The sequence below is a fragment of the Clostridium pasteurianum genome, from assembly GCF_001705235.1.
GTDB classification, from domain to species: Bacteria; Bacillota; Clostridia; order Clostridiales; family Clostridiaceae; genus Clostridium_S; species Clostridium_S pasteurianum_A.
The window spans coordinates 443880-464327 of the sequence record NZ_MCGV01000001.1; the positions used below are offsets into that span (position 1 = coordinate 443880).

The window sequence follows — 20448 nt, forward strand, 5'->3', positions numbered from 1 at the left end:
AATATAAAATAAACTAAAATTAGAAACCATGAACTCCAGGTTCAAATGAATTCTAATAGCTTTATATTTAAATATTATTTTATTTCTTTAACTCTTCCTACAATTCCACCCTCAAGCATTACTTTGATACCGCGAGGATGAACTTCTGAGTTTGTAAGGATTCTTTGCACAACACCTTCAGTCAATTTCCCAGAGCGCTGGTCTTGCTTTTGAACAACAAGGACTTTCGCTCCTACTTTGATGTCTTTTCGTATCGTTCCATCCATAATATTACTACTCTTCCTTCCTATAAAGTTTAACAACCGTCTCTACATGCCCAGTCATCGGGAACATATCTACTATCTTAACCTTCTTAGCTTCATACCCATAAGCAGTTAAAACCTTAAGGTCATTTACCAGTGTCTTTGGATTGCAAGAAACATAAACTATTTCTTTTGCATTAAATTCTATTACATACTTCATGGCAGTTGGATGAACGCCAGGTCTTGGTGGGTCTAGTATTATAACGTCTGGCTTTTCCTTTACTTCTTTTATAACTTTTGCCACGTCCCCTGCTATAAATTCGCAGTTTGAAATTCCATTGAGCTTTGTATTTTCCTTTGCAGCTTCAACTGCCTCCTCAATAAGCTCTATACCTATTACCTTCTCTGCCTTCTTTGAGACAAGCTGGCCTATAGTTCCCGTACCGCAGTACAAATCGAAAACAGTTTTATTTGAAACATCACCTAAGAACTCTAAAACCCTACTGTATAATTTTTCAGCGCCCTTAGAATTAGTTTGGAAGAAAGAAAATGGCGATATTTTAAACTTTAGATCAAGAATTTTTTCTGTTATATAATCTTCTCCGTATAAAATATTAACTTTATCGGCTCTTACCATATCTGCAAGTCCATCATTTACAACGTGAAGTATTCCCTTAAGCTTTCCTGCATAATTTATGCCTTTAAGACTTTCTGTAAGCTCTGACAAATCAAAATCAAATTGAGATGTAGTTACAAGTGCAATTAATATTTCTCCTGTGTTTTTAGCTTTTCTTACAACTAAATTCCTGAGGTATCCTCTATGCATCATAACCTTATAAAAAGGAAGTTCTTTACCTCTAAAATACTCTACTACAGTTTTAAGGATAATTCTAAAATCTCCATCAACTATAATACAATTATCCGTATTTACTATTGAAAATCCTCCATTTTTAGCGTGCATTCCGAGGGTTAATTCTCCGCCCTTTACAAAATCTCCAAAGGTATATTCCATTTTGTTTCTGTATTCTGTTTGTTCCGGGCTGCCTTCTATACCTAAGTATTCAAAATCTTTTATGTCAGCTTCTTTAAAAAGTTTAAGTACCTCTTTTTCTTTTAATTGAAGCTGTTTTTCATAAGTTAAAAATTGATGTATACAACCGCCGCATACTCCAAAATCAGGACAGCTTGGTTTTATGGCATCAGGAACATTTTCAATTATTTCCTTGAGTTTTGCATCTATTTTGCCCTTTCTTATTTTGCTTATCCTTGCAGTAACCTTTTGGCCTGGTACTGCGCCCTTTATGTAAACCTTTTTATCATTAAAATGTGTTATTCCAACAGCAGGGAACTCTATATCTTCAATTAAAAACTCTTTTATTTCATTCTTTTTCATCTAATTCATTTCTCCTCATACTTACTTTATTCTTCTCTTTAATTTCTCCATACTATTATGCACTAATACAGCTCCTATGTAAATATGGATTTATAATATTAACACTTTATGAAAAATTGCTATTATACTTTACAATGTTTTTGGGTTGGAATATCATAAAAATAGAGAAAAAAATAGGACAGCGGAGGAAATATGAAAAGCTTAGCCACAAATATAAAATTTCTAGAAAAATCCACAAAATTTCTAATAAAAATTGTTAAGGATTTATTATCAGATAATATAGACCTTATACTATTTCTAATTATCATACTCATTAAATTAATCAAATTTGATAGATTTATCTATCCTGAGTATACACACTATAAATTAATAATAAAACCAATACTAGCTTCGATTGTATGTATTTTAAGCATATCAACGCTTTTCAGGGGCAAAATAAGAACTTACATTTTATATGCCTTTGATATTATAATCAGTATTTTAATAATTGCAGATACTGTTTATTTTAGATATTTTAAGGATATACTTTCTATAGGTGTTATAAAAAATGGAATCATGCTTGGAAGTGTACAATCTAGTGTTACAAGTTTAATATATCCTCACGATTTCTTATATTTAATTGATGTTGTAATTTTAATTCCACTTTTATTTCTTTATAGAAAATTTCCTAGATTAAAAATAAATATATTTATAAGATTTGTCTTATTTTTAGTTCTAGCTATTCCTGCTGGCTATGTTAACGGAAATGCGATATACAAAATGTCTGTTTCACAGAAAGGCCTCTTAAAAACAATGTACAATAAAGTGTATATTGATAAATTTTTAGGAGCCATAGATTTTCACATGCTAGATTTATATAATGTTGCATCTAATAAGATTTTAAACAGTAAAAAACTTTCCAGCGCTAGGGAAAATGATATAAAAACAGCCCTTAAGAAGAATGAAACCAATAATGCTTCCCAAATGGCTGGCATTGGCAAGGGTAAAAATCTCATAATAATACAAGTTGAGGCACTTCAACAATTTGTAATTAATTCAAAAATTGAAAATCAAGAAATAACCCCCAATTTAAATAGGTGGGTAAATAAATCCATGTATTTTGATAACTTTTTTTATCAAGTTTCATCCGGAAATACATCTGATGCAGAGTTTTTAGTAAATAATTCTCTTTATCCTGCTTCTTCAGGTGCCGCATACTATTTATATGCTGGAAATACCTATAGTTCTATAGCCAAAGAAATGAATGATAATAATTACTATACTGCCGTCCTTCATGGTTACAGAGAAGGTTTTTGGAATAGAAATGTAATGTATAAAGCAGAAAAATTTGATGATTTCTTTGGAGAAAAAAGTTTTAATATAAATGAAAAAGTTGGATTAGGATTAAGTGATAAGTCCTTTTTAAATCAGACTTTTAACAGATTAAAAAGCTTCCGTCAGCCTTATTATTCCTTTATTATAACCTTAAGTAGTCACTACCCTTATGATGACACTAAAGGCTATGGAAATTTCAATGTAGGAAGTTATGAAGGGACTCTTCTTGGAAATTATTTTAAGGGAATACATTATACAGATGCCCAACTTGGTGCTTTTCTCGATAAACTTGAAAGCAGCGGCATTATGGACAATTCTATTGTTGTTCTGTATGGAGATCATTATGCTATACCAAAGGATAAAATAAATGACTTATATAACTTTAAGAACATACAAAATCCAACTGATTTAGATTGGTATGAGCTTCAAAAAGTACCTATGTTAATTCATTTTCCAAAAGATGAATATAAAAGTACAAACTCAGAGTATTCTGGTCAAATTGATGTATATCCAACCATTGCAAATATATTCAATTTACCACAAAAGTACATGCTCGGAACTGACTTATTTGGCTCAAAAAATCGAAATGTAATATTTAGAAATGGTTCATTTACTGATGGAAATGTATTTTACGTATCATGGACAAATACTTACTATGATATAAAAACAGGAAATACAATTCCTGAAACAGCTGAATTAAAAGCTAAAAAAGACAACGCACTGTCGCAGCTTCAATATTCGGATGATGCCTTAAATCATAATTTAATAAAAAAATTCATTAATAAAAAATAGATAAAAATAGCCACGGTTTAAAGTAAAAAACCGTGGCTATTTATGAACAAAGCTTTATTAAATTTAAATAATATTAGCCAAGTTATTATCAAAAGTTTTTTCGAACATACCAAAAATATTTCTGTGGAAATCAGAAATCGACATTCCATACCCAATTTCATCAAAAATAGATGAATCTTTAAAATACTCACCTACCATAACAAACTTTTTAATATTCCACCTTTTTTTACTGGCAAGGTATCTTAAAGTATTTCCCTTATCAACCATAGAATTTATACAAGACACATGACTTAAATACATATGTGCATAACATTCCAAATTATTTTTTCCTATAAAATTTAAAAGTTCAATTCGCTTATCATCATTCTCCATATGCATTTCAATATTTACAACCTTAGAATAGCTACTATTAGAATTTCTATAATTAACACACTTTAAACCTTTAACCCATTCCAAATAACTCATATTTTTCTCATCTGTATTTATATTAACTGCTAAATTTTGATTCAATGCCCAATTTCCAAGTTTACAAACCGTATTTATATCTAGAGGAAATACTGATTCATACTCAGTATCAAATGGTGAATATATTTGAGCACCTTCAGCTACTATAGCAGGCTCTTTTGTCTTTAAGTATCCCTTAACTTCATCAATGCACTCTCTACTATTTTCCGTGTAAAGTACTACAGGTATGTTATTTTTAACAAGTACATTAATCAATTTTATTGTTTTGTCGAAATTTATCTTCAACTTTTTCATAGTACTTAATATATAATCTATGTCTATTATTACGCCTTCATACATACTCCTATTCCCCCACGTTTTATTAAATTGTATATTTTATGTATATTTATGAAATATCTTATATAATATTAAATATATTCTTTACACTAATAATACTATTTTTTTTGATAAATGTAAACAATTATTTTTACAAGCAGTAAAATTTTTTTGTTAAATTTAATCGAATTTTTTATAAATATTGGTAATAAGCGTTTAATTTAATATTTATTATTAAAAGTGTCTGTTACCTTTATTAAAAGATATTATTTAATGAAATTATATATTGGACAGGATATCCTGTAATTTTATTCACTTCCAGACAAATTAATTAAATAAAAAAACTGACACTTAGCCATTGCATTAAATTTTGTTTCAGCCTCCAAGAGTTATATCCTGCTTGTTATACCAATCTAGTGCATCAAAAAAATGTTCAGGCTTAAAATCAGGCCAATAATCATCTATAACATAAAAATCAGAATATATAGATTGCACAGGTAGAAATCCGCTTAATCTTCTTCTTCCTCCCCATCTTATTATTAAATCCACTCTTGATATATCCGAAGAATTAATGTAACTTACTATTTTTTTACTTCTGTCTTCTGAAGATTTTAATTTATTCAGATCCCATTCCCATCCATAATTAACTAAAAAATTAACCTTTATACTTCCCTTTCCAAAAACAGTTCTTTTAGTATATGGCAAAAGCTCCTTTGGAAACATATCAGATTGAGTATTCCCAACAACAAGAAGTGCTGCATCTTCTTTTGAAAGGACATCAACAGCCTTTATACATGCCTTCGTAAATGCCTTCCTTTGATTTTTAGGCCTTTTGGTATTGTCAACAGTAAAACCATAGTATGTAATTTCCTTTATTCCTACTTCCTTACATAATCTAAAAAGCTTAAGCCCTGGCAGGATACCAAGATTATAACCCTCCTCCTTTGACATTCCATTTGATACTGCCCACCTTCTATTTCCATCTGGAATTATACCTATATGATCTGGCAAGTGCATAAATAATCCCTCCAAAAACATAATTTACTTTTATTATTGTTTAATTATGAATTATTTATACACCTATTTACATTGATAGTTAAAAACTCTTAATAATAATTTCACTGAACAAAAATTTTATTTACACTTTATTTGTGTTAAAATGTACTTATAAAATAAAATATTTACTTTATATATTAATTGGGAGGTCTTTTAATGAATGTACTCGTTTGTGGTGGAGCAGGCTATATAGGAAGTCATATGGTCCGTTATCTTATTGAAAATGGCCATAGTGTTGTAATAGCCGATAATCTTTCTACCGGACATAAAGAATCAACAATTGGACATAAACTTTACGTTGGAGATTTAAGAGACGAAAATTTCTTAGATAAAGTTTTTACAGAAAATAAAATAGATGCAGTTATAGATTTTGCTGCAAATTCTTTAGTTGGTGAAAGCGTTTCAAATCCTTTAAAATACTTTGACAATAACATACATTCTACCGTTAAACTTTTGGGTGCTATGAATAAGCACGATGTAAAATACATAGTATTCTCATCAACAGCAGCAACATACGGCGAGCCTGAAAATATTCCTATTTTAGAAGGAGATAAGACTTTTCCTACTAATCCATATGGAGAATCAAAACTCGCAGTAGAAAAAATATTAAAATGGTGTGATAACGCTTATGGAATAAAATATACAGCTTTAAGGTATTTTAATGCCTGTGGAGCTCATATAAATGGAAGTATAGGTGAAGATCATAATCCTGAGACTCACTTAATCCCAATAATTCTTGAAGCCGCTTCAGGAAAAAGGGATAAAATAATGATTTTTGGAGATGACTACAACACAGAAGATGGTACATGCGTAAGAGATTATGTACATGTTTCAGATTTAGCTGCTGCACATCTTTTAGCTTTACAGCGTCTTCAAAAAGGTGAAAAAAGTGCAATATATAATTTAGGAAACGGAAAAGGTTTTTCAGTAAAACAAGTAGTTGAAGTAGCTAGAAAGGTCACTGGAATAAACATAAAAGCCGAAATTGGTGCAAGACGTGCTGGTGATCCTGGAACTTTAATAGCTTCTTCTGATAAAGCTATTAAGGAATTAGGCTGGAAACCTAAATTCAATTCTCTTGAAACAATAATTGAAACAGCCTGGAAATGGCATAAAAATCATCCAAATGGTTATACGAAATAACAGTGCTTTGGAACATTAAAAAAGTTCTATAAATCTAAGATTAAAAATCGTAAAATACTAAGAGTTTTGAATAACTCACTAACGTTCAAACAAATTCAAAACTCTAAGCATTTTACGATTTTTTAATCAATATTTATTAGAATTTTTTTAAATCGTTCCTTCAGCACTGTTATTTTGATTAGAGGGTAAAGCAAGGAAAAAATTCCTCCGCACCTACGGAATTTTAATTTTGGGTATGAACTGTATAGATTCAATTAGTAAATCACTATTTAAACGAGCAAACTTTCGATGCTTCTACGCAGTTTGCGAAATTTAAATACATGATTTACTTTGATATCTATATTATTTAACCCCTAAATAGATTAATGTATTAGTCATCCTTTTAATATATTGTGAATAAAATCATACACAAGGCTTGTGGCTTATGATACTAAAAATCTAAATTTAAAAGTTTTCCGTAAAAGAAATGAAGAAAGGTGTCAATAACCTTTTTTCACAGAAAAATACCTCAAACTTATAAGTTCACAATATTTTTTATTAAGTAATTTTATAAAAAAATGCATTAACAATTTTCAGTTACTGACACTCTATGTATTTAGCCGCACTAATAAGTATTTCTCCTAATCTTTTTTCCTTATATTGAGGTAAGACATATAATTTTGCATTCTTGTTTTCACCTTCAATATTCAAACCACCTATGATTTCATCGTGGGTTTCCACAACCAATTTAAAGCATGAATCTGATTTAGTTTCACCTACAGAAATTGTTTTTGACAAACTTTTCTCGGCAAATTCAACCCATTTTTCATTTTCATTTTCCTCTAATTCTCTAACTATCATATACATAACCTCCGTATTTCAAAATATAAATTCTCTTTTGACCATAGTTTTTTAAAATTTTATGAGCTCATTAAATATCTTTATAGCATATTGATCTGTCATTCCTGTTATGTAATCAATTACTGCTCTAACATAATCCCGTTTGCTACTTAAATTGTATATATTCTTATTCTTCCAGTTCTGAGATTTTCTTAGTTCTACTGGCATTTCCCCATATGAATACTTTTTTATCCAATCCTTAAATGAACGTACTAATTCAGGATAACATTTTTCCACTTTATCCATAGAAGAAAAGATATCTCCTTTAAAATAGAACCCCATTAAAACACTATATATTGATTTTATTATAAGCGCTGCATAATTTCTAAAAAATTCAAGTCTCTTGCTCCCATATATATTATCGTAATTAAATTTTTTAATTGAATTCATTAATTGTATATAATTTTTGGAAAATTTAAGACCATCTTCTGGAATGCTGTTTTCACACAAATCTATTACAAAATTATGCATTAGCAAAGTATTATTTATTTCGCCATTTTCAACAAGAGATGCTTCTCCAACTATTTCTGTTAATTCCTTCATTTTCTCCGGTGATAATATTTTTAATGTAATTGCATCTTCTATATCACGCCCTAAATATGATATTTTATCGGATATTTTTACAACGCAGCCCTCCCATGTATATGGTGCATACTCATTAGGTCTTGAAATAGTTTTAAGGTCTATATATTCCTTTCTAGGTTTAATCACATTTTCGTCCACTTCACCACAGTGATTTATAATGCCATCTCTTACAGCATAGGTTAGATTTAAGTTTTTTTCATCTCCTCTTTGATCTTGAAGCGTTTCTATTGAATCAACAAACTTTAAACTATTTTTTTCATGCCAGTATGATTCTCCTATTTCATCTTCAACTATTTTTTTTAATATCCCCTCTCCTGTATGCCCAAAGGGTGCATGACCTAAGTCGTGGCCTATAGCTATTGCTCTAGTAAGTTCTGTATTAAGTCCTAAATATTTTGCTATATTATAACTCACATTTTCCACATGATTAACATGTTCTATCCTGGTACATACATGATCATGATTGGTTGCAAAAAACACCTGAGTTTTATGCTTTAAACGCCTATATGCAGTACACTGTAATATTCTATCATAATCCTTTTCAAACTCGCTTCGTATGTCCTTGTGTCTTCCATAAAGGTCTTCTTCTCTTTTTACAAAATTCTGCCATAACTTATTTTCTTCGTAAGCACCTACTTTTCTAAACTGACCATTTTGCACTATATTCATCCCCTTTATGCCACTTATTATTTGCATTCTATTAGCACAATTATACAATAATAATGTATGTTTGGAAAGAAACTATGGGTAAAATAATAATATTGCAGGGCATTAAATAAAGATCATAAATCTAAGAGGGTAATTATCAAAAAACTAAGAAGTTTCAGTAACTCGCCTCTCGGCTCAGACAAACTGAAACATCTAAGTTTTTTAATAATTACCCTACAAGATTTATTGACCTTTATTTAAACCGCCCTGCAATATTATTATTTTACCCATAACATTTGTTTAAGGAAAAAATTCCTCCGTACCTACGGAATTTTCGAACTTTACAGAAAAACAAATTTCCATTAAAAGTTTACCCCATCTAAGTTTTTAATTCAGATTTTCCGCAGCGCAGCGGAAGAGAATCTTCCTTGCCTTTACTCTCTACATGAAGTAACAGCATTTTAAGAACTGTTTAAATAAAGCTCAATAAGACTTTGCCTCAAATAATAAAAAGACTTAGTAATTTTAATTTGTGTGAGCAATCTTCTCAGCAAGTTATTAAAATTTATTAGTATTTTCATTATTAAAAGCTTTGCCTCATCTAAGCTTTTAATTCAGATTTTCGGCAGCGCCAGCGGAAGAAAATCTTCCTTGCCTTTACTCTCTACGCGAAGTAACAGCATTTTAAGAACTGTTTAAATAAAGCTCAATAAGACTTTGCCTCAAATAATAAAAAGACTTAGTAATTTTAATTTGTGTGAGCAATCTTCTCAGCAAGTTATTAAAATTTATTAGTATTTTCATTATTAAAAGCTTTGCCTCATCTAAGCTTTTAATTCAGATTTTCGGCAGCGCCAGCGGAAGAAAATCTTCCTTGCCTTTACTCTCTACGCGAAGTAACAGCATTTTAAGAACTGTTTAAATAAAGCTCAATAAGACTTGCCCCAAATAATGAAAAGACTTAGAAATTTTAATTTGTTTGAGTACTCTTCCCAGCGAGTTATTAAAATTTCTTAGTATTTTCATTATTTGGGGCTTAGTCTTATGAGCTTTATTTAATGTTCTAAAATGCTGTTACTTCACGTAGCGTTTCATCAAGAGCTCTGCATACAAAATCACACTGCTCTTTTTCTATTGTAAGTGGTGGTTCTATTCTTATAGTTTTAGCATTTATTAATGTGCCTGCTACTAAAACTCCTTTATCGAATAAGCCTTTTGATACTTTATATCCAATTTTATCATCTTCAAATTCCATTCCTATCATAAGACCCATTCCTCTTACTTCTTTAACTAGACTCTTATATTTATCCGTTACATGTCTAAGTTCTTTTAGAAAATAAGCTCCCATTTTTGCAGCTCTCTCAGGCATTTTATCCTCAAGTAAAACATTAATTGTAGCAATAGCTGCTGAACATGCAAGTGGATTTCCACCAAATGTAGTTGTATGAATAAATGGATTAGGGAAAAATTCTGAAAATACATCTTCTGTTGCAATAACTGCTCCAATAGGCATTATTCCTCCGCCTAAAGACTTTGCAAGACACATTATATCAGGTTCTACACCATAATGATCAACACAAAACATCTTTCCTGTACGCCCCATTCCTGTCTGTACCTCATCTGCAATAAGTAAAATTCCGAACTCATCACATATTTCTTTTACCTTTGCAAAATAGTCCTTAGGAGGAAGTATAACCCCTCCTTCACCTTGTATGGGCTCCAGGATAATCGCGGCAATATCTTCGCCAACCATATTCGATGCTTTTACTGTTTTATACATCATATCTATATCCCCATAATATACGTGTTTAAAACCTGAAACAAGAGGTGCAAATGGCTTTCTAAACATTCCTTTTGATGTTGCTGAAAGTGATCCTAAACTTTTTCCATGAAATGCTCCAACAGTTGATATGAAATAATGTTTTCCCTTTTTATTTTGATGAATTTTGGCAAGCTTTATAGCTCCTTCTACAGCTTCAGTACCGCTGTTTCCAAAAAATGAGTATTGAAGTTTACCAGGTGTGATTTTTGCAAGTAATTTTGCAAGTATTGATCTTAATGGATCTAAAAGTTCCTGACTGTGAAGAGCTTGATGCCTTAATTGATCATTTACAGCTTTTAATACCTTAGGATTTCTATGTCCAACATTATAAATTCCAAAACCTCCAAGGCAGTCTATATATTCTTTTCCATTTACATCAAGAAAACTATTAAGACCTGCATCCCTCCATTCAACTGCAGCATACTGACCGCCTTTAGTTACTGATTTTCTGTATTCTAGAAAACCTGGGTTTACAAAGTCCCTGAAATTATCCACAGTTTCTTTCATTATGAATTTTCTGTCATCTTCATTTAATTTATCTTTTGATATAAAATCAAGTACTCTATGAGTATACTCAATCAGAGACGCTTCCTCATCATCCACCCCTGTGCCATATTCACACTTAAAACTTTCGTCTAAAACTTCAGCATTACTGCTAATCATAAAACCACACTCCTTAATCTTATCAAATTTTATTTTTACTGAATTTTAATTGTATAAATTCTGATACAATAGCAAAACTTAAAGTAATAACTATCATTACAGTTGATAACGCATTTATTTCAGGTGTAACACCAACTCTTACCATTGAATAAATTTTTAAAGGTAAAGTTTCATAGCTTGCTCCTGAAACAAAGAAACTTATTATTACATCATCAAGTGAAAGCGTAAGTGCCATAAGTGCACCTGCTGCTATACCTGGTGCTATAATAGGTAAAGTAACTTTTGAAAATGTCTGAAACTCATTTGCATAAAGATCCATTGCTGCATCTTCAAGTGATCTATCAAAACCATTTAGCCTAGCTCTTACAACTACAACTACATAGGATATACTAAAAGTTACATGGGCAAGTACTAAGGTCACTAAACCAAGTGTCATCTTTGCCTGTGAAAAAAATACTAAAAGTGAAATTCCCATTACTATTTCAGGTATTATTATTGGAACATATAGCAGTCCATCAAGCACAGTCTTTCCTTTAAATTTATACTTGTACATCCCCACAGCTGCAAGTGTTCCTATAAAAGTTGATATTATTGTACTCATAAAGGCAATTGTAAGGCTATTCTTTAAAGCTGTAAGTATATCTCCATCCTGTGCCAGAGCAGAATACCATTTTAATGTGAAGCCTTTCCACACTGCATTTACTTGAGAATTATTGAAAGAATATACAACAAGAATTATTATTGGTGCATACAAAAACAAGTAAATAAGAAAAGAATAAGTAGACAATACATGTTTCCCAACTTTATTTATTTTCATTTAGAGCACCTCCGATTTCCTGTTAGCTTTTTTGAAATAGACTATAATAAATAGTACTGTTATGCCTATTAAAAATATTGACATTGCGGAACCAAAGGGCCAGTTTCTAGCAGTTAAAAATTGATTTTGTATAAGATTGCTCACCATCATTACCTTGCTTCCACCAAGAAGATCTGGAATAAAGAATAATCCTAAAGCCGGTATAAAAACAAGTAAGCATCCTGCTGATATGCCAGGCATCGTAAGAGGTAAAATTATATTAGTAAATGTTTGTATAGGTGTTGCTCCAAGATCACTTGCAGCCTCTATATAACTTTTATCCAAACTATCTATAGAAGTGTAAAGCGGCAGCACCATAAATGGAAACAAAGTATAAACTAAGCCAACAAGTACAGAGCCGGTTGTATATAACATCTGTATAGGATTGTGAATTAAGCCAAATTTCATTAGATATGAATTCAAAACACCTGTAGTTCTGAGTATAACTATCCATGCATAGGTTCTTACCAAAGAATTAGTCCAAAACGGCAGCATTATTAGCATAAATAATATTATCTTGTGCTTTGATGAAGCCTTCGCTATAAAATATGCAAATGGATATGCTAGAACAAGACATATTGCTGTAGCCAAAAATGAAATCCAAAGAGAATATAACATTATTTTAAGATATATACCCTGTGCTAAGGTTTTATAATTATCAAGTGTAAACTTATATTCTATCTGTCCATAGCTCCCTCTTGTCAAAAATCCCATTGCCACTACTATGATAAGTGGAACTGCTACTAGAATAAACATCCAAAGTGTTACTGGCAATACAGTAAATATAGGTCCATATTTCTTTTTACCTTTGCTTCTACTTTTCTTTAAATGAACATCACTTTGAACAATCGCCTTATCCATCAACTTATCACCACCCCATCTTTAGATTTCCAGTAAACAAATACATTTTCTTTACCATTTTCTAACTTAAGGGTATCTGCTGCTGGTTCATTTACTATAATTTCTTTTCCGCTATTTAGAACAACAATTGTTCTATTAATAGAACCAACAAACACTCTTTCTTTTATTTTTCCTTTTACAATATTGTCACTTTGATTTTTATCATAGCTAAGTTTCATTCTTTCAGGCCTTACTGCAACATAAACTGTATTATCCTTTTTGAATTGGCTTAAAATAGTTTTCTCGTCTATGACTTTTATGATTTCGCTGCCACCAACTAAAGCTTCTGCTTCTACACCATTATTTTCTTTAATTTTTCCTTCAAATATATTTGTCTCCCCTATGAAATCGGCAACGAACTTAGTTTTAGGTCTTTCATAAATTTCATCCGGTGTACCTATCTGTTCAATCTTACCTTTACTCATAACCGCTATCCTATCAGACATGGTAAGAGCCTCTTCCTGATCATGAGTTACGTATATGAAAGTTATTCCAAGTTTTCTTTGAAGATGTTTAAGTTCAAACTGCATTTGCTTTCTTAGCTTCAAATCCAGAGCCCCAAGGGGTTCGTCCAAAAGAAGAACTTTTGGACTATTTACAATGGCTCTTGCAATGGCTATTCTTTGTTTCTGTCCACCACTTAACTGCTTGGGATATCTTTTTTCAAAACCATTAAGCTGCACTAAATCTAAGGCTTCCATAACTTTTTCCTTAACCTTTTCTTTTGGAGCTTTTCTTATTTTAAGTCCAAAAGCTATATTATTAAAAATATTCATGTGAGGAAAAAGAGCATAATTTTGAAATACCGTATTTACATCTCTTTCATAAGGATTTTTATTTGAAACATCATCGCCATCCAAAATTATTTGACCTGATGTTGGTTCTTCAAATCCTGCAATCATTCTAAGAGTAGTGGTCTTTCCGCAACCACTTGGTCCAAGTAATGTTAAAAATTCACCTCTTTTTACATCTGCACTTATATTGTCAACTGCAGTTTGCCCTCCAAAGGACTTAACTACATTCAAAAGCCTAATCATATATTCCATATGCTAACCCCTCCTTATCACTGTTTAAATTGAGTCCATATAGAATCATAAAGTTTTGTAGCATCGCCAACATCCTTTACATGTTCACTCTTATTCACAATATCTTTATCTGGATAAAGTGTCTTGTTATTCAAATCCGCCGGACTAATATACTTACGAGCTGCTTCATTTGGATTTGTGTAAGGGTACGCCTTCGATATTTCAGCACTTACTTTTGGTTCTAATATAAAATTAATAAATTCCTGTGCCAATTTTTTGTTCTTTGCATTTTTAGGTATTATAAGATTATCCTCAAAAGTATACATACCTTCCTTAGGGAAGAATGTCTTCAAATCCTTATTGTCTTTCTCTGCTAAAGCTGCCTCTGCTGTCCATACATAGCCAACTGAAGCTTCTCCGTTTATAAGAGATGTTTTAGGACTATCACTATCAAATATTTTTATATTTGGTCTTAACTTTTTAAGTTCCTCTTTTGCTTGGTTAAGTTTTGCTGGATCTGTTTCATTGAGTGAGTATCCTAGTTTTTTAAGTGCCATTCCTATGATAGCTCTTTCATCATCAAGAACTACCATTTGGCCTTTAAACTTACCGTCCCAAAGATCAGAATAGCTTGTTATATCTTGAGGAAACTTCTTAGTATTCACAACGACAACTGCATCTCCACATAAATACGGAGCACTATATTTATTTCCTGGATCATAAGATAAATTTTTGTAAGCAGGATCTATATTTTTTAAATTAGTTATTTTACTTGTATCTATTTCTTCAAGTAGTTTTTGTTTTCTCATTATATCAACCATGTAGTCACTTGCAACAGCTACATCATATTGTCCAGAACTTGCTTGAATCTTTGCCAGCATCTCTTCATTTGAAGAATAAGTTGTATAATTAACTTTTACATTGTATTTCTTCTCAAATTCATTAATAACTGACTTAGGAAGGTATTCTGTCCAGTTAAAAACATTAAGAGTCCCACCACTTGTAGAATCTGAGCTGCTAGAACTTGAACCTCCGCAGCCTGTAAGCATTACTCCAGTAATTAAAGTTGCTAGACATATACTTGCTATTCTTTTAACCTTTTTACCTATCATTTATCATTCCACCTTTATCACCTTATTTTTTATTTATTCTTTAAACCATCCTAGCGGCTTTACATCCAAATTAATATTTATTTGCTTAACTTCTGTGTACTCCTCATATCCAAATTCTCCTAATTCTCTTCCGATACCACTTTGTTTGTATCCTCCCCATGGAGCTTCATTGTAAGTTGGATTGTAAGTATTTATCCATGTTATTCCTGCTCTAAGCTTTCTTATAACTCTGTGTGCTTTTGCAATATCGTTTGTGAAAACTCCTCCGGCAAGACCATATGGTGTATTATTAGCAAGATATATTGCTTCTTTTTCATCTTTAAATTTTTGAATTGCCAGAACAGGTCCAAATATTTCTTCCTTTACAATTTTCATATCAGGAGTTGTATCAGCAAATATTGTAGGTTCTACAAAATATCCATCCTTAAGCTCATCTGTAAGTATTCTATGTCCACCACAAACAAGTTTAGCTCCCTCTTTTTTACCTGCTTCAATATAACTTAAAACTTTTTCCATATGCTCTTTAGATATTAAAGGTCCCATTTCAACGCCTTCATCTGTCCCTTTGCCTATCTTAATTTTATTAGCTCTTTCTACCAACCTTTCTATGAATTTATCATAAATAGTTTCCTGAAGAAGCAACCTTGAACCAGCTGAACATACCTGACCCTGATTGCAAAATATAGCGAACAATGCATAATCAACTGCTGTTTCAAAATCAGCATCATCAAAAACTATATTAGGGGATTTTCCCCCAAGTTCAAGTGAAATATTTTTTATATTGGAACTTGCAGCCTGCATTATACTTCTTCCTGTAGATGTACCTCCTGTAAATGCAACCTTATCTACATCCATATTAACTGCTATTTCATGTCCAACAGTTTCCCCTGCACCTAAAACAAGATTAACTACTCCTTTAGGGAATCCTACTTCTTCAAATATTTCAAAAAGTTTAATAGCTGAGAGAGGAGTTATTTCTGCAGGTTTGAATACTATAGTATTTCCAGCGGCGAGAGCAGGTGCTATTTTCCATATTGACATTAAAAGTGGGTAATTCCATGGAACTATCATTCCGCAAACGCCTATTGGTTCTCTAACAACCATAGCTTGAACATTATCCGGTACATCATAAGTCATTCCATGTGGCTTTGTGGCAGCACCAGCATAATATCTAAGACAAGCTACTGTATCGCTTAAATCATATTGAGTTTCACGTAAGCTTTTACCATTATCCATAGTTTCAAGATAAGCAAGTTCATCAGCCCTTGATTCTATTATGTCTGCAACTTTAAATAGAAGTCTTGCTCTCTCAACTGCAAGTGTATCCATCCAGCCATCTTCATAAAAAGCTCTTTTAGCAGCTTTTACCGCCATAACTACATCTTCTCTATCACCCTCTGTAACCACAGCTATCACTTTGCCATCTGCTGGATTTACAATTTCTCTAGTTTTACCATTTTTAGAAACTTTCCATTCTCCATCAATATACATTTTCAAAACATCGCTCATTTATTATCCTCCTTGCAAAATATCATTTTTATTACACAATCGTTAAATATATTTTCAATTTATTATTAAATTATTAAATATGTTATATATAATTTATCATATTATCAATAAAGGTACTATATGCAAAATGGACAATTCTAATGTAAGTTATTTGTATATTTATAACAAGTAGGAATATGATATTTTTAAAAAATATATTACATTGAAACAGTATTATAGTCTTTAGAAGTTATAAACAGGTGTAATATTGAATTTATAGTATTAAAATGTAAAATATGGTAATAAGAAATTTTAAAATAAGCATGCAGTAAAATCATATTTTTTACCACATGCTTATTTTTTATATTATACAAAAATGTGCTGAATTTTTCACAAAATAAATTATAATGAAGCTTTTATACCTGCTTCCAAAGTATCTAGTCCATATTTTAACTGTTCATCAGTCATAACTATTGGAGGTAAGAAACGAATTACATTTCCAAAAAGACCTGCATTTAAGAACATTACGCCATGTTTAAAACAGTAGTCTAATATTTTTGAAACTAATTCACTGTTAGGTTCTTTTGTATCTCTATCCTTTACAAACTCAAGACCTATCATTGCTCCAAGACCTCTTACATCACCTATTACATTGTATTTTTCTTTCATATCATTAAGCCTTGCAGTTATAGCTTTTCCAAGTTCAACTGATTTCTCATTAAGGTTATCCTTTTGGATTTTTTCTATAACTTTTAATGCAGCAACACAGCCAAGTGGGTTACCACCATAAGTTCCTCCGATTCCACCTACGCAAGCTGAATCCATTATTTCTGATTTTCCAACAACTGCAGCTATAGGCATTCCATTTCCTATAGATTTGGACATTGTTATAAGATCAGCATCTACCTTATGATATTCATGGGCAAATAGCTTACCAGTTCTCGCAAATCCTGCTTGTACTTCATCAACTATGAATACTATGTTATTTTCATTACATATTTTCTGTAATTCCTGGAAGTATTCCTTTGGTGGAACTACAAATCCGCCCTCACCTTGTACAGGCTCTGCTATAAGACATGCTATCATATCAGGTGAAACTACAGTTTTAAGCATTGTTCTTAGCTTTTCAGCACAAGCAATTCCACATCCAGGATATTTCTTGCCTAGTGGACATCTGTAACAATATGCATAATCAGTTTTGTAAGTTTCACATGCAAAAGGTCCAAATCCATTTTTGTAAGGTTTATATTTACTTGTTATTGACATAGTCATATTTGTTCTACCATGGAAAGAACCCTGCATAGAAATTATTCCTGATTTTCCCGTATAAGCTCTTGCTATTTTTATTGCATTTTCTACAGCTTCAGCACCACTGTTTACAAACATTGCTTTTTTAGGATAATTTCCTGGAGTTACTTCAGTAAGTTTTTCTGCTAAATCTACATATGGTTCGTACATATTTACATGAAAACATACATGAATATATTTATCTAACTGCTCTTTAATAGCTTTTACAACTTCATCATCTCTGTGTCCAATATTTTGAACTCCTATACCACCTGCAAAATCTACAAATACATTTCCATCAACATCTTTAACTAGAGCACCTTTAGCTTCTGATGCAAATACTGGATATGAAGTTCCTACTCCTTTAGCAACATATTTTTCTCTTTTCTTAACAAGTTCCTTTGATTTAGGTCCTGGTAATGCTGTTACAATTTTAGCGTTTGTCTCTTCCATTTTTAATTCCTCCACATCATATATAAAATTTATATCTAAAATACATTTGCACTACGTAATAGCACTTAACATTGCATTAATTATCATAAAACATATGTTTTAATTATCGATTTATCATTTATAATGTTTTATTATTGATAATTTATTAATTACGTTGTATATAATTTATCATATTTTGAACAAACTTCATATATCCAAAATGGACAAAATTAATGCCTTGAATTTGTTCTTTTTTAGCATACATACACTAAGTGAAGTAATAGTGTTTTGTGAACATTAAATAAAAGTCATAAGTCTAAGCTCCAAATTATAAAAGGACTAAGAAATTTTAATAACTCGCTGAAGAAAAGCTCAAACAAATTAAAATTTCTAAGTCCTTTTATAATTTAGAACAAGACTTATTGATTTTTATTTAAATCGTTCCCAAAATACTATTACTTCGCCTAAAATAAATGCAAGGTAAATTTTTCTCCGCTTCTCTGCGAAAAATACTACAATATATTATTATAGGAGGATAGCTTGTAAATTAAGTCTTTGTTTAATTCAAAAATTCGTATTAGGCACATCTAAAATATGAACTATTAACATTACTCCGCTCGTTAATAGATAAATGGCAAAACAATGTTAATACCCCACACCTCGTATATAATAATTATCCGATATTCTCCATCAATAAGAATCTCTTTATTTTAATTGCAGTATCAAAATTAAATAACTCATTTACATCTCTAAGATTGCATTTTGAAATTTCCTCTATTCTTTTAATACGATATTTTAAAGTATTTCTATGAATAAAAAGTTTTTCAGCAGCTCTATTTATATTTCCACTTTCCTTTATATACACTTCAAGAGTATTTAAAAGCTCAGTACTATTTTTAAAATCATAATTAATTAATTCTCCAAGAGTACTTAAATAAAACTTTTTCATTCTTTCAGGCTTATCCATTTCAAAAAACAACTTATATATCCCTATATCATCATACCTCTGTACTTGATTTACACCATCATTTAATTTAATCACTTTAAGACATCTATGTGCCTCATTAACGCTTGTCTTAAAATCCTTAAGTTCATTCCATGTGCCGCCTATGCCTATATTTACATTTAATCCTTTTTCCTTTGACGTAATATTATCTATAATGTCTTTAGCTATATCATCTGTTGTCTTCTTTCCGCTTTCAGGTATCATAAGAATAATTGAATTATACTGCATTATATATATACTTTTTTTCTTCCACTTACTGAGAACATTCATAACAATCTGCTCAACATACTGCTTAATTGATAAAATACTTTCTTCATCCTTATTTTTATTGTCAACTACATCATCTATATTTTCTATACCTATTACAAAGGATGTATAATTCTTTTTAGGATCATAACCATAGTTCATGGCACGACTAAGTATGTCATCTGAAAAAGTAAAATCTCTAAAAATTATATCCTTCATAAAATTATCCATTGACTCTTGGTCTAACTTATTTGCAAAAATAGTTTTGCATATACTCTGACTCACATCTATAAATTTAACCTCAAAAGGAAGTTCAAAAATAGGAAAATCGAGAGCGTTACCAAGTTCTATGACTTCTTTGGGTGTTTGTTTAATATACGGTCCTATATTTATAACTAATCCAGAAAGATTTCTAGAATTTATATCTTTAACAAAATCCACTAGAACATTTACATTATCTTTTATACCTATACCACTTATGAGTATAAGCTCACCGCCCTTAAGCCATTTTGAATATTCAGGATATTCCATAACTTGAACCCATCTTATAATCCTATTTAATCCCTTTTCACCTGCAACAACTTTCATTTTTTCAAGATAAGGCAATTTTAAAATACTTTCACAAGTAGTAAGCATACTCAATACTCCCCTTTAATGTTTTTTATTATATATTGCTTGCAAAAAGCCATCAATATATAATGCTATTTTATCACAAAATCATAGCTTTTTTTATATATTTGTTAATTTTAATCTGCATTTTTTTAAAAATCATTTTGTAA

Annotated in this window: 15 protein-coding genes and 1 pseudogene; 2 read left to right on the forward strand and 14 right to left on the reverse strand. The window is 30.9% G+C overall.

All coding sequences use genetic code 11. From position 1 onward, the window contains the following. Positions 1-74: 74 nt before the first annotated feature. Together BEE63_RS02045 and rlmD are read right to left on the reverse strand one after the other, a co-directional pair. On the reverse strand, positions 75-266 hold the full coding sequence (locus BEE63_RS02045) for a YwbE family protein (protein ID WP_066019800.1): 192 nt from the start codon (positions 264-266) through the stop codon (positions 75-77). Positions 267-273: 7 nt separating this feature from the next. Continuing rightward, positions 274-1635 (reverse strand): 23S rRNA (uracil(1939)-C(5))-methyltransferase RlmD, encoded by a 1362-nt coding sequence (gene rlmD, locus BEE63_RS02050; protein WP_066019801.1) that lies wholly within the window; start codon positions 1633-1635, stop codon positions 274-276. A gap of 192 nt (positions 1636-1827) precedes the next feature. Between rlmD and BEE63_RS02055 the strand changes: the two genes are divergently transcribed. Next, positions 1828-3741, forward strand: coding sequence for an LTA synthase family protein (locus BEE63_RS02055; protein ID WP_066019802.1), 1914 nt, complete (start codon positions 1828-1830; stop codon positions 3739-3741). A gap of 63 nt (positions 3742-3804) precedes the next feature. Here the strand turns inward: BEE63_RS02055 and BEE63_RS02060 are convergent, their stop codons facing one another. Together BEE63_RS02060 and BEE63_RS02065 are read right to left on the reverse strand one after the other, a co-directional pair. Beyond that, positions 3805-4545 (reverse strand): HAD hydrolase family protein, encoded by a 741-nt coding sequence (locus tag BEE63_RS02060; protein ID WP_066019803.1) that lies wholly within the window; start codon positions 4543-4545, stop codon positions 3805-3807. Positions 4546-4896: 351 nt separating this feature from the next. After that, on the reverse strand, positions 4897-5538 hold the full coding sequence (locus BEE63_RS02065; RefSeq protein WP_066019804.1) for an undecaprenyl diphosphate synthase family protein: 642 nt from the start codon (positions 5536-5538) through the stop codon (positions 4897-4899). Between the two features lie 195 nt (positions 5539-5733). Between BEE63_RS02065 and galE the strand changes: the two genes are divergently transcribed. Beyond that, a complete protein-coding gene (gene galE / locus BEE63_RS02070; RefSeq protein WP_066019805.1) occupies positions 5734-6720 on the forward strand; it encodes a UDP-glucose 4-epimerase GalE in 987 nt (328 codons plus the stop codon). Positions 6721-7296: 576 nt separating this feature from the next. On the opposite strand, the gene BEE63_RS02075 is transcribed toward galE, so the two are convergent. From BEE63_RS02075 to BEE63_RS02120, 10 genes and pseudogenes are all read right to left on the reverse strand, one after another. Further along, the gene (locus BEE63_RS02075; protein ID WP_066019806.1) at positions 7297-7560 is read right to left on the reverse strand and encodes a hypothetical protein; all 264 of its coding nucleotides are present in this window, start codon (positions 7558-7560) and stop codon (positions 7297-7299) included. Positions 7561-7611: 51 nt separating this feature from the next. Next, the gene (locus BEE63_RS02080) at positions 7612-8880 is read right to left on the reverse strand and encodes a deoxyguanosinetriphosphate triphosphohydrolase family protein (protein ID WP_207646928.1); all 1269 of its coding nucleotides are present in this window, start codon (positions 8878-8880) and stop codon (positions 7612-7614) included. Positions 8881-9895: 1015 nt separating this feature from the next. Next, complete coding sequence (locus BEE63_RS02085) at positions 9896-11317, reverse strand: putrescine aminotransferase (protein ID WP_066019808.1); 1422 nt, start codon at positions 11315-11317, stop codon at positions 9896-9898. Between the two features lie 28 nt (positions 11318-11345). Next, positions 11346-12128: pseudogene (locus BEE63_RS02090) on the reverse strand (ABC transporter permease); the annotation flags it as partial. Positions 12129-12134: 6 nt separating this feature from the next. Next, complete coding sequence (locus BEE63_RS02095; protein ID WP_066019810.1) at positions 12135-13034, reverse strand: ABC transporter permease; 900 nt, start codon at positions 13032-13034, stop codon at positions 12135-12137. Continuing rightward, a complete protein-coding gene (locus BEE63_RS02100; protein ID WP_066019811.1) occupies positions 13034-14119 on the reverse strand; it encodes an ABC transporter ATP-binding protein in 1086 nt (361 codons plus the stop codon). Before BEE63_RS02100 ends, BEE63_RS02095 begins: the two co-directional genes overlap by 1 nt. A gap of 17 nt (positions 14120-14136) precedes the next feature. Continuing rightward, positions 14137-15210 (reverse strand): polyamine ABC transporter substrate-binding protein, encoded by a 1074-nt coding sequence (locus BEE63_RS02105; protein WP_066019812.1) that lies wholly within the window; start codon positions 15208-15210, stop codon positions 14137-14139. Positions 15211-15243: 33 nt separating this feature from the next. After that, positions 15244-16719, reverse strand: a complete 1476-nt coding sequence (locus BEE63_RS02110) for an aldehyde dehydrogenase family protein (RefSeq protein ID WP_066019813.1) — start codon at positions 16717-16719, stop codon at positions 15244-15246. 381 nt (positions 16720-17100) lie between these two features. Then, entirely contained in the window at positions 17101-18438 is a 1338-nt protein-coding gene (gabT, locus tag BEE63_RS02115) for a 4-aminobutyrate--2-oxoglutarate transaminase (RefSeq protein WP_066019814.1), read from the reverse strand. Between the two features lie 652 nt (positions 18439-19090). Continuing rightward, positions 19091-20305 carry a PucR family transcriptional regulator gene (locus BEE63_RS02120; RefSeq protein WP_066019815.1) on the reverse strand — a complete coding sequence of 405 codons (1215 nt, stop codon included), beginning with the start codon at positions 20303-20305 and terminating at the stop codon, positions 19091-19093. Positions 20306-20448: the final 143 nt, after the last annotated feature.

Bases quoted from the DNA above. Each gene is read 5' to 3' on its own strand.
- BEE63_RS02085 (WP_066019808.1), bottom strand. From the start codon at position 11,317: ATGATTAGCAGTAATGCTGAAGTTTTAGACGAAAGTTTTAAGTGTGAA.
- BEE63_RS02045 (WP_066019800.1), bottom strand. From the start codon at position 266: ATGGATGGAACGATACGAAAAGACATCAAAGTAGGAGCGAAAGTCCTT.
- BEE63_RS02055 (WP_066019802.1), top strand. From the start codon at position 1,828: ATGAAAAGCTTAGCCACAAATATAAAATTTCTAGAAAAATCCACAAAA.
- rlmD (WP_066019801.1), bottom strand. From the start codon at position 1,635: ATGAAAAAGAATGAAATAAAAGAGTTTTTAATTGAAGATATAGAGTTC.
- BEE63_RS02110 (WP_066019813.1), bottom strand. From the start codon at position 16,719: ATGAGCGATGTTTTGAAAATGTATATTGATGGAGAATGGAAAGTTTCT.
- BEE63_RS02060 (WP_066019803.1), bottom strand. From the start codon at position 4,545: ATGTATGAAGGCGTAATAATAGACATAGATTATATATTAAGTACTATG.
- gabT (WP_066019814.1), bottom strand. From the start codon at position 18,438: ATGGAAGAGACAAACGCTAAAATTGTAACAGCATTACCAGGACCTAAA.
- BEE63_RS02105 (WP_066019812.1), bottom strand. From the start codon at position 15,210: ATGATAGGTAAAAAGGTTAAAAGAATAGCAAGTATATGTCTAGCAACT.
- BEE63_RS02080 (WP_207646928.1), bottom strand. From the start codon at position 8,880: ATGCAAATAATAAGTGGCATAAAGGGGATGAATATAGTGCAAAATGGT.
- BEE63_RS02065 (WP_066019804.1), bottom strand. From the start codon at position 5,538: ATGCACTTGCCAGATCATATAGGTATAATTCCAGATGGAAATAGAAGG.
- BEE63_RS02075 (WP_066019806.1), bottom strand. From the start codon at position 7,560: ATGATAGTTAGAGAATTAGAGGAAAATGAAAATGAAAAATGGGTTGAA.
- BEE63_RS02100 (WP_066019811.1), bottom strand. From the start codon at position 14,119: ATGGAATATATGATTAGGCTTTTGAATGTAGTTAAGTCCTTTGGAGGG.
- galE (WP_066019805.1), top strand. From the start codon at position 5,734: ATGAATGTACTCGTTTGTGGTGGAGCAGGCTATATAGGAAGTCATATG.
- BEE63_RS02120 (WP_066019815.1), bottom strand. From the start codon at position 20,305: ATGCTTACTACTTGTGAAAGTATTTTAAAATTGCCTTATCTTGAAAAA.
- BEE63_RS02095 (WP_066019810.1), bottom strand. From the start codon at position 13,034: ATGGATAAGGCGATTGTTCAAAGTGATGTTCATTTAAAGAAAAGTAGA.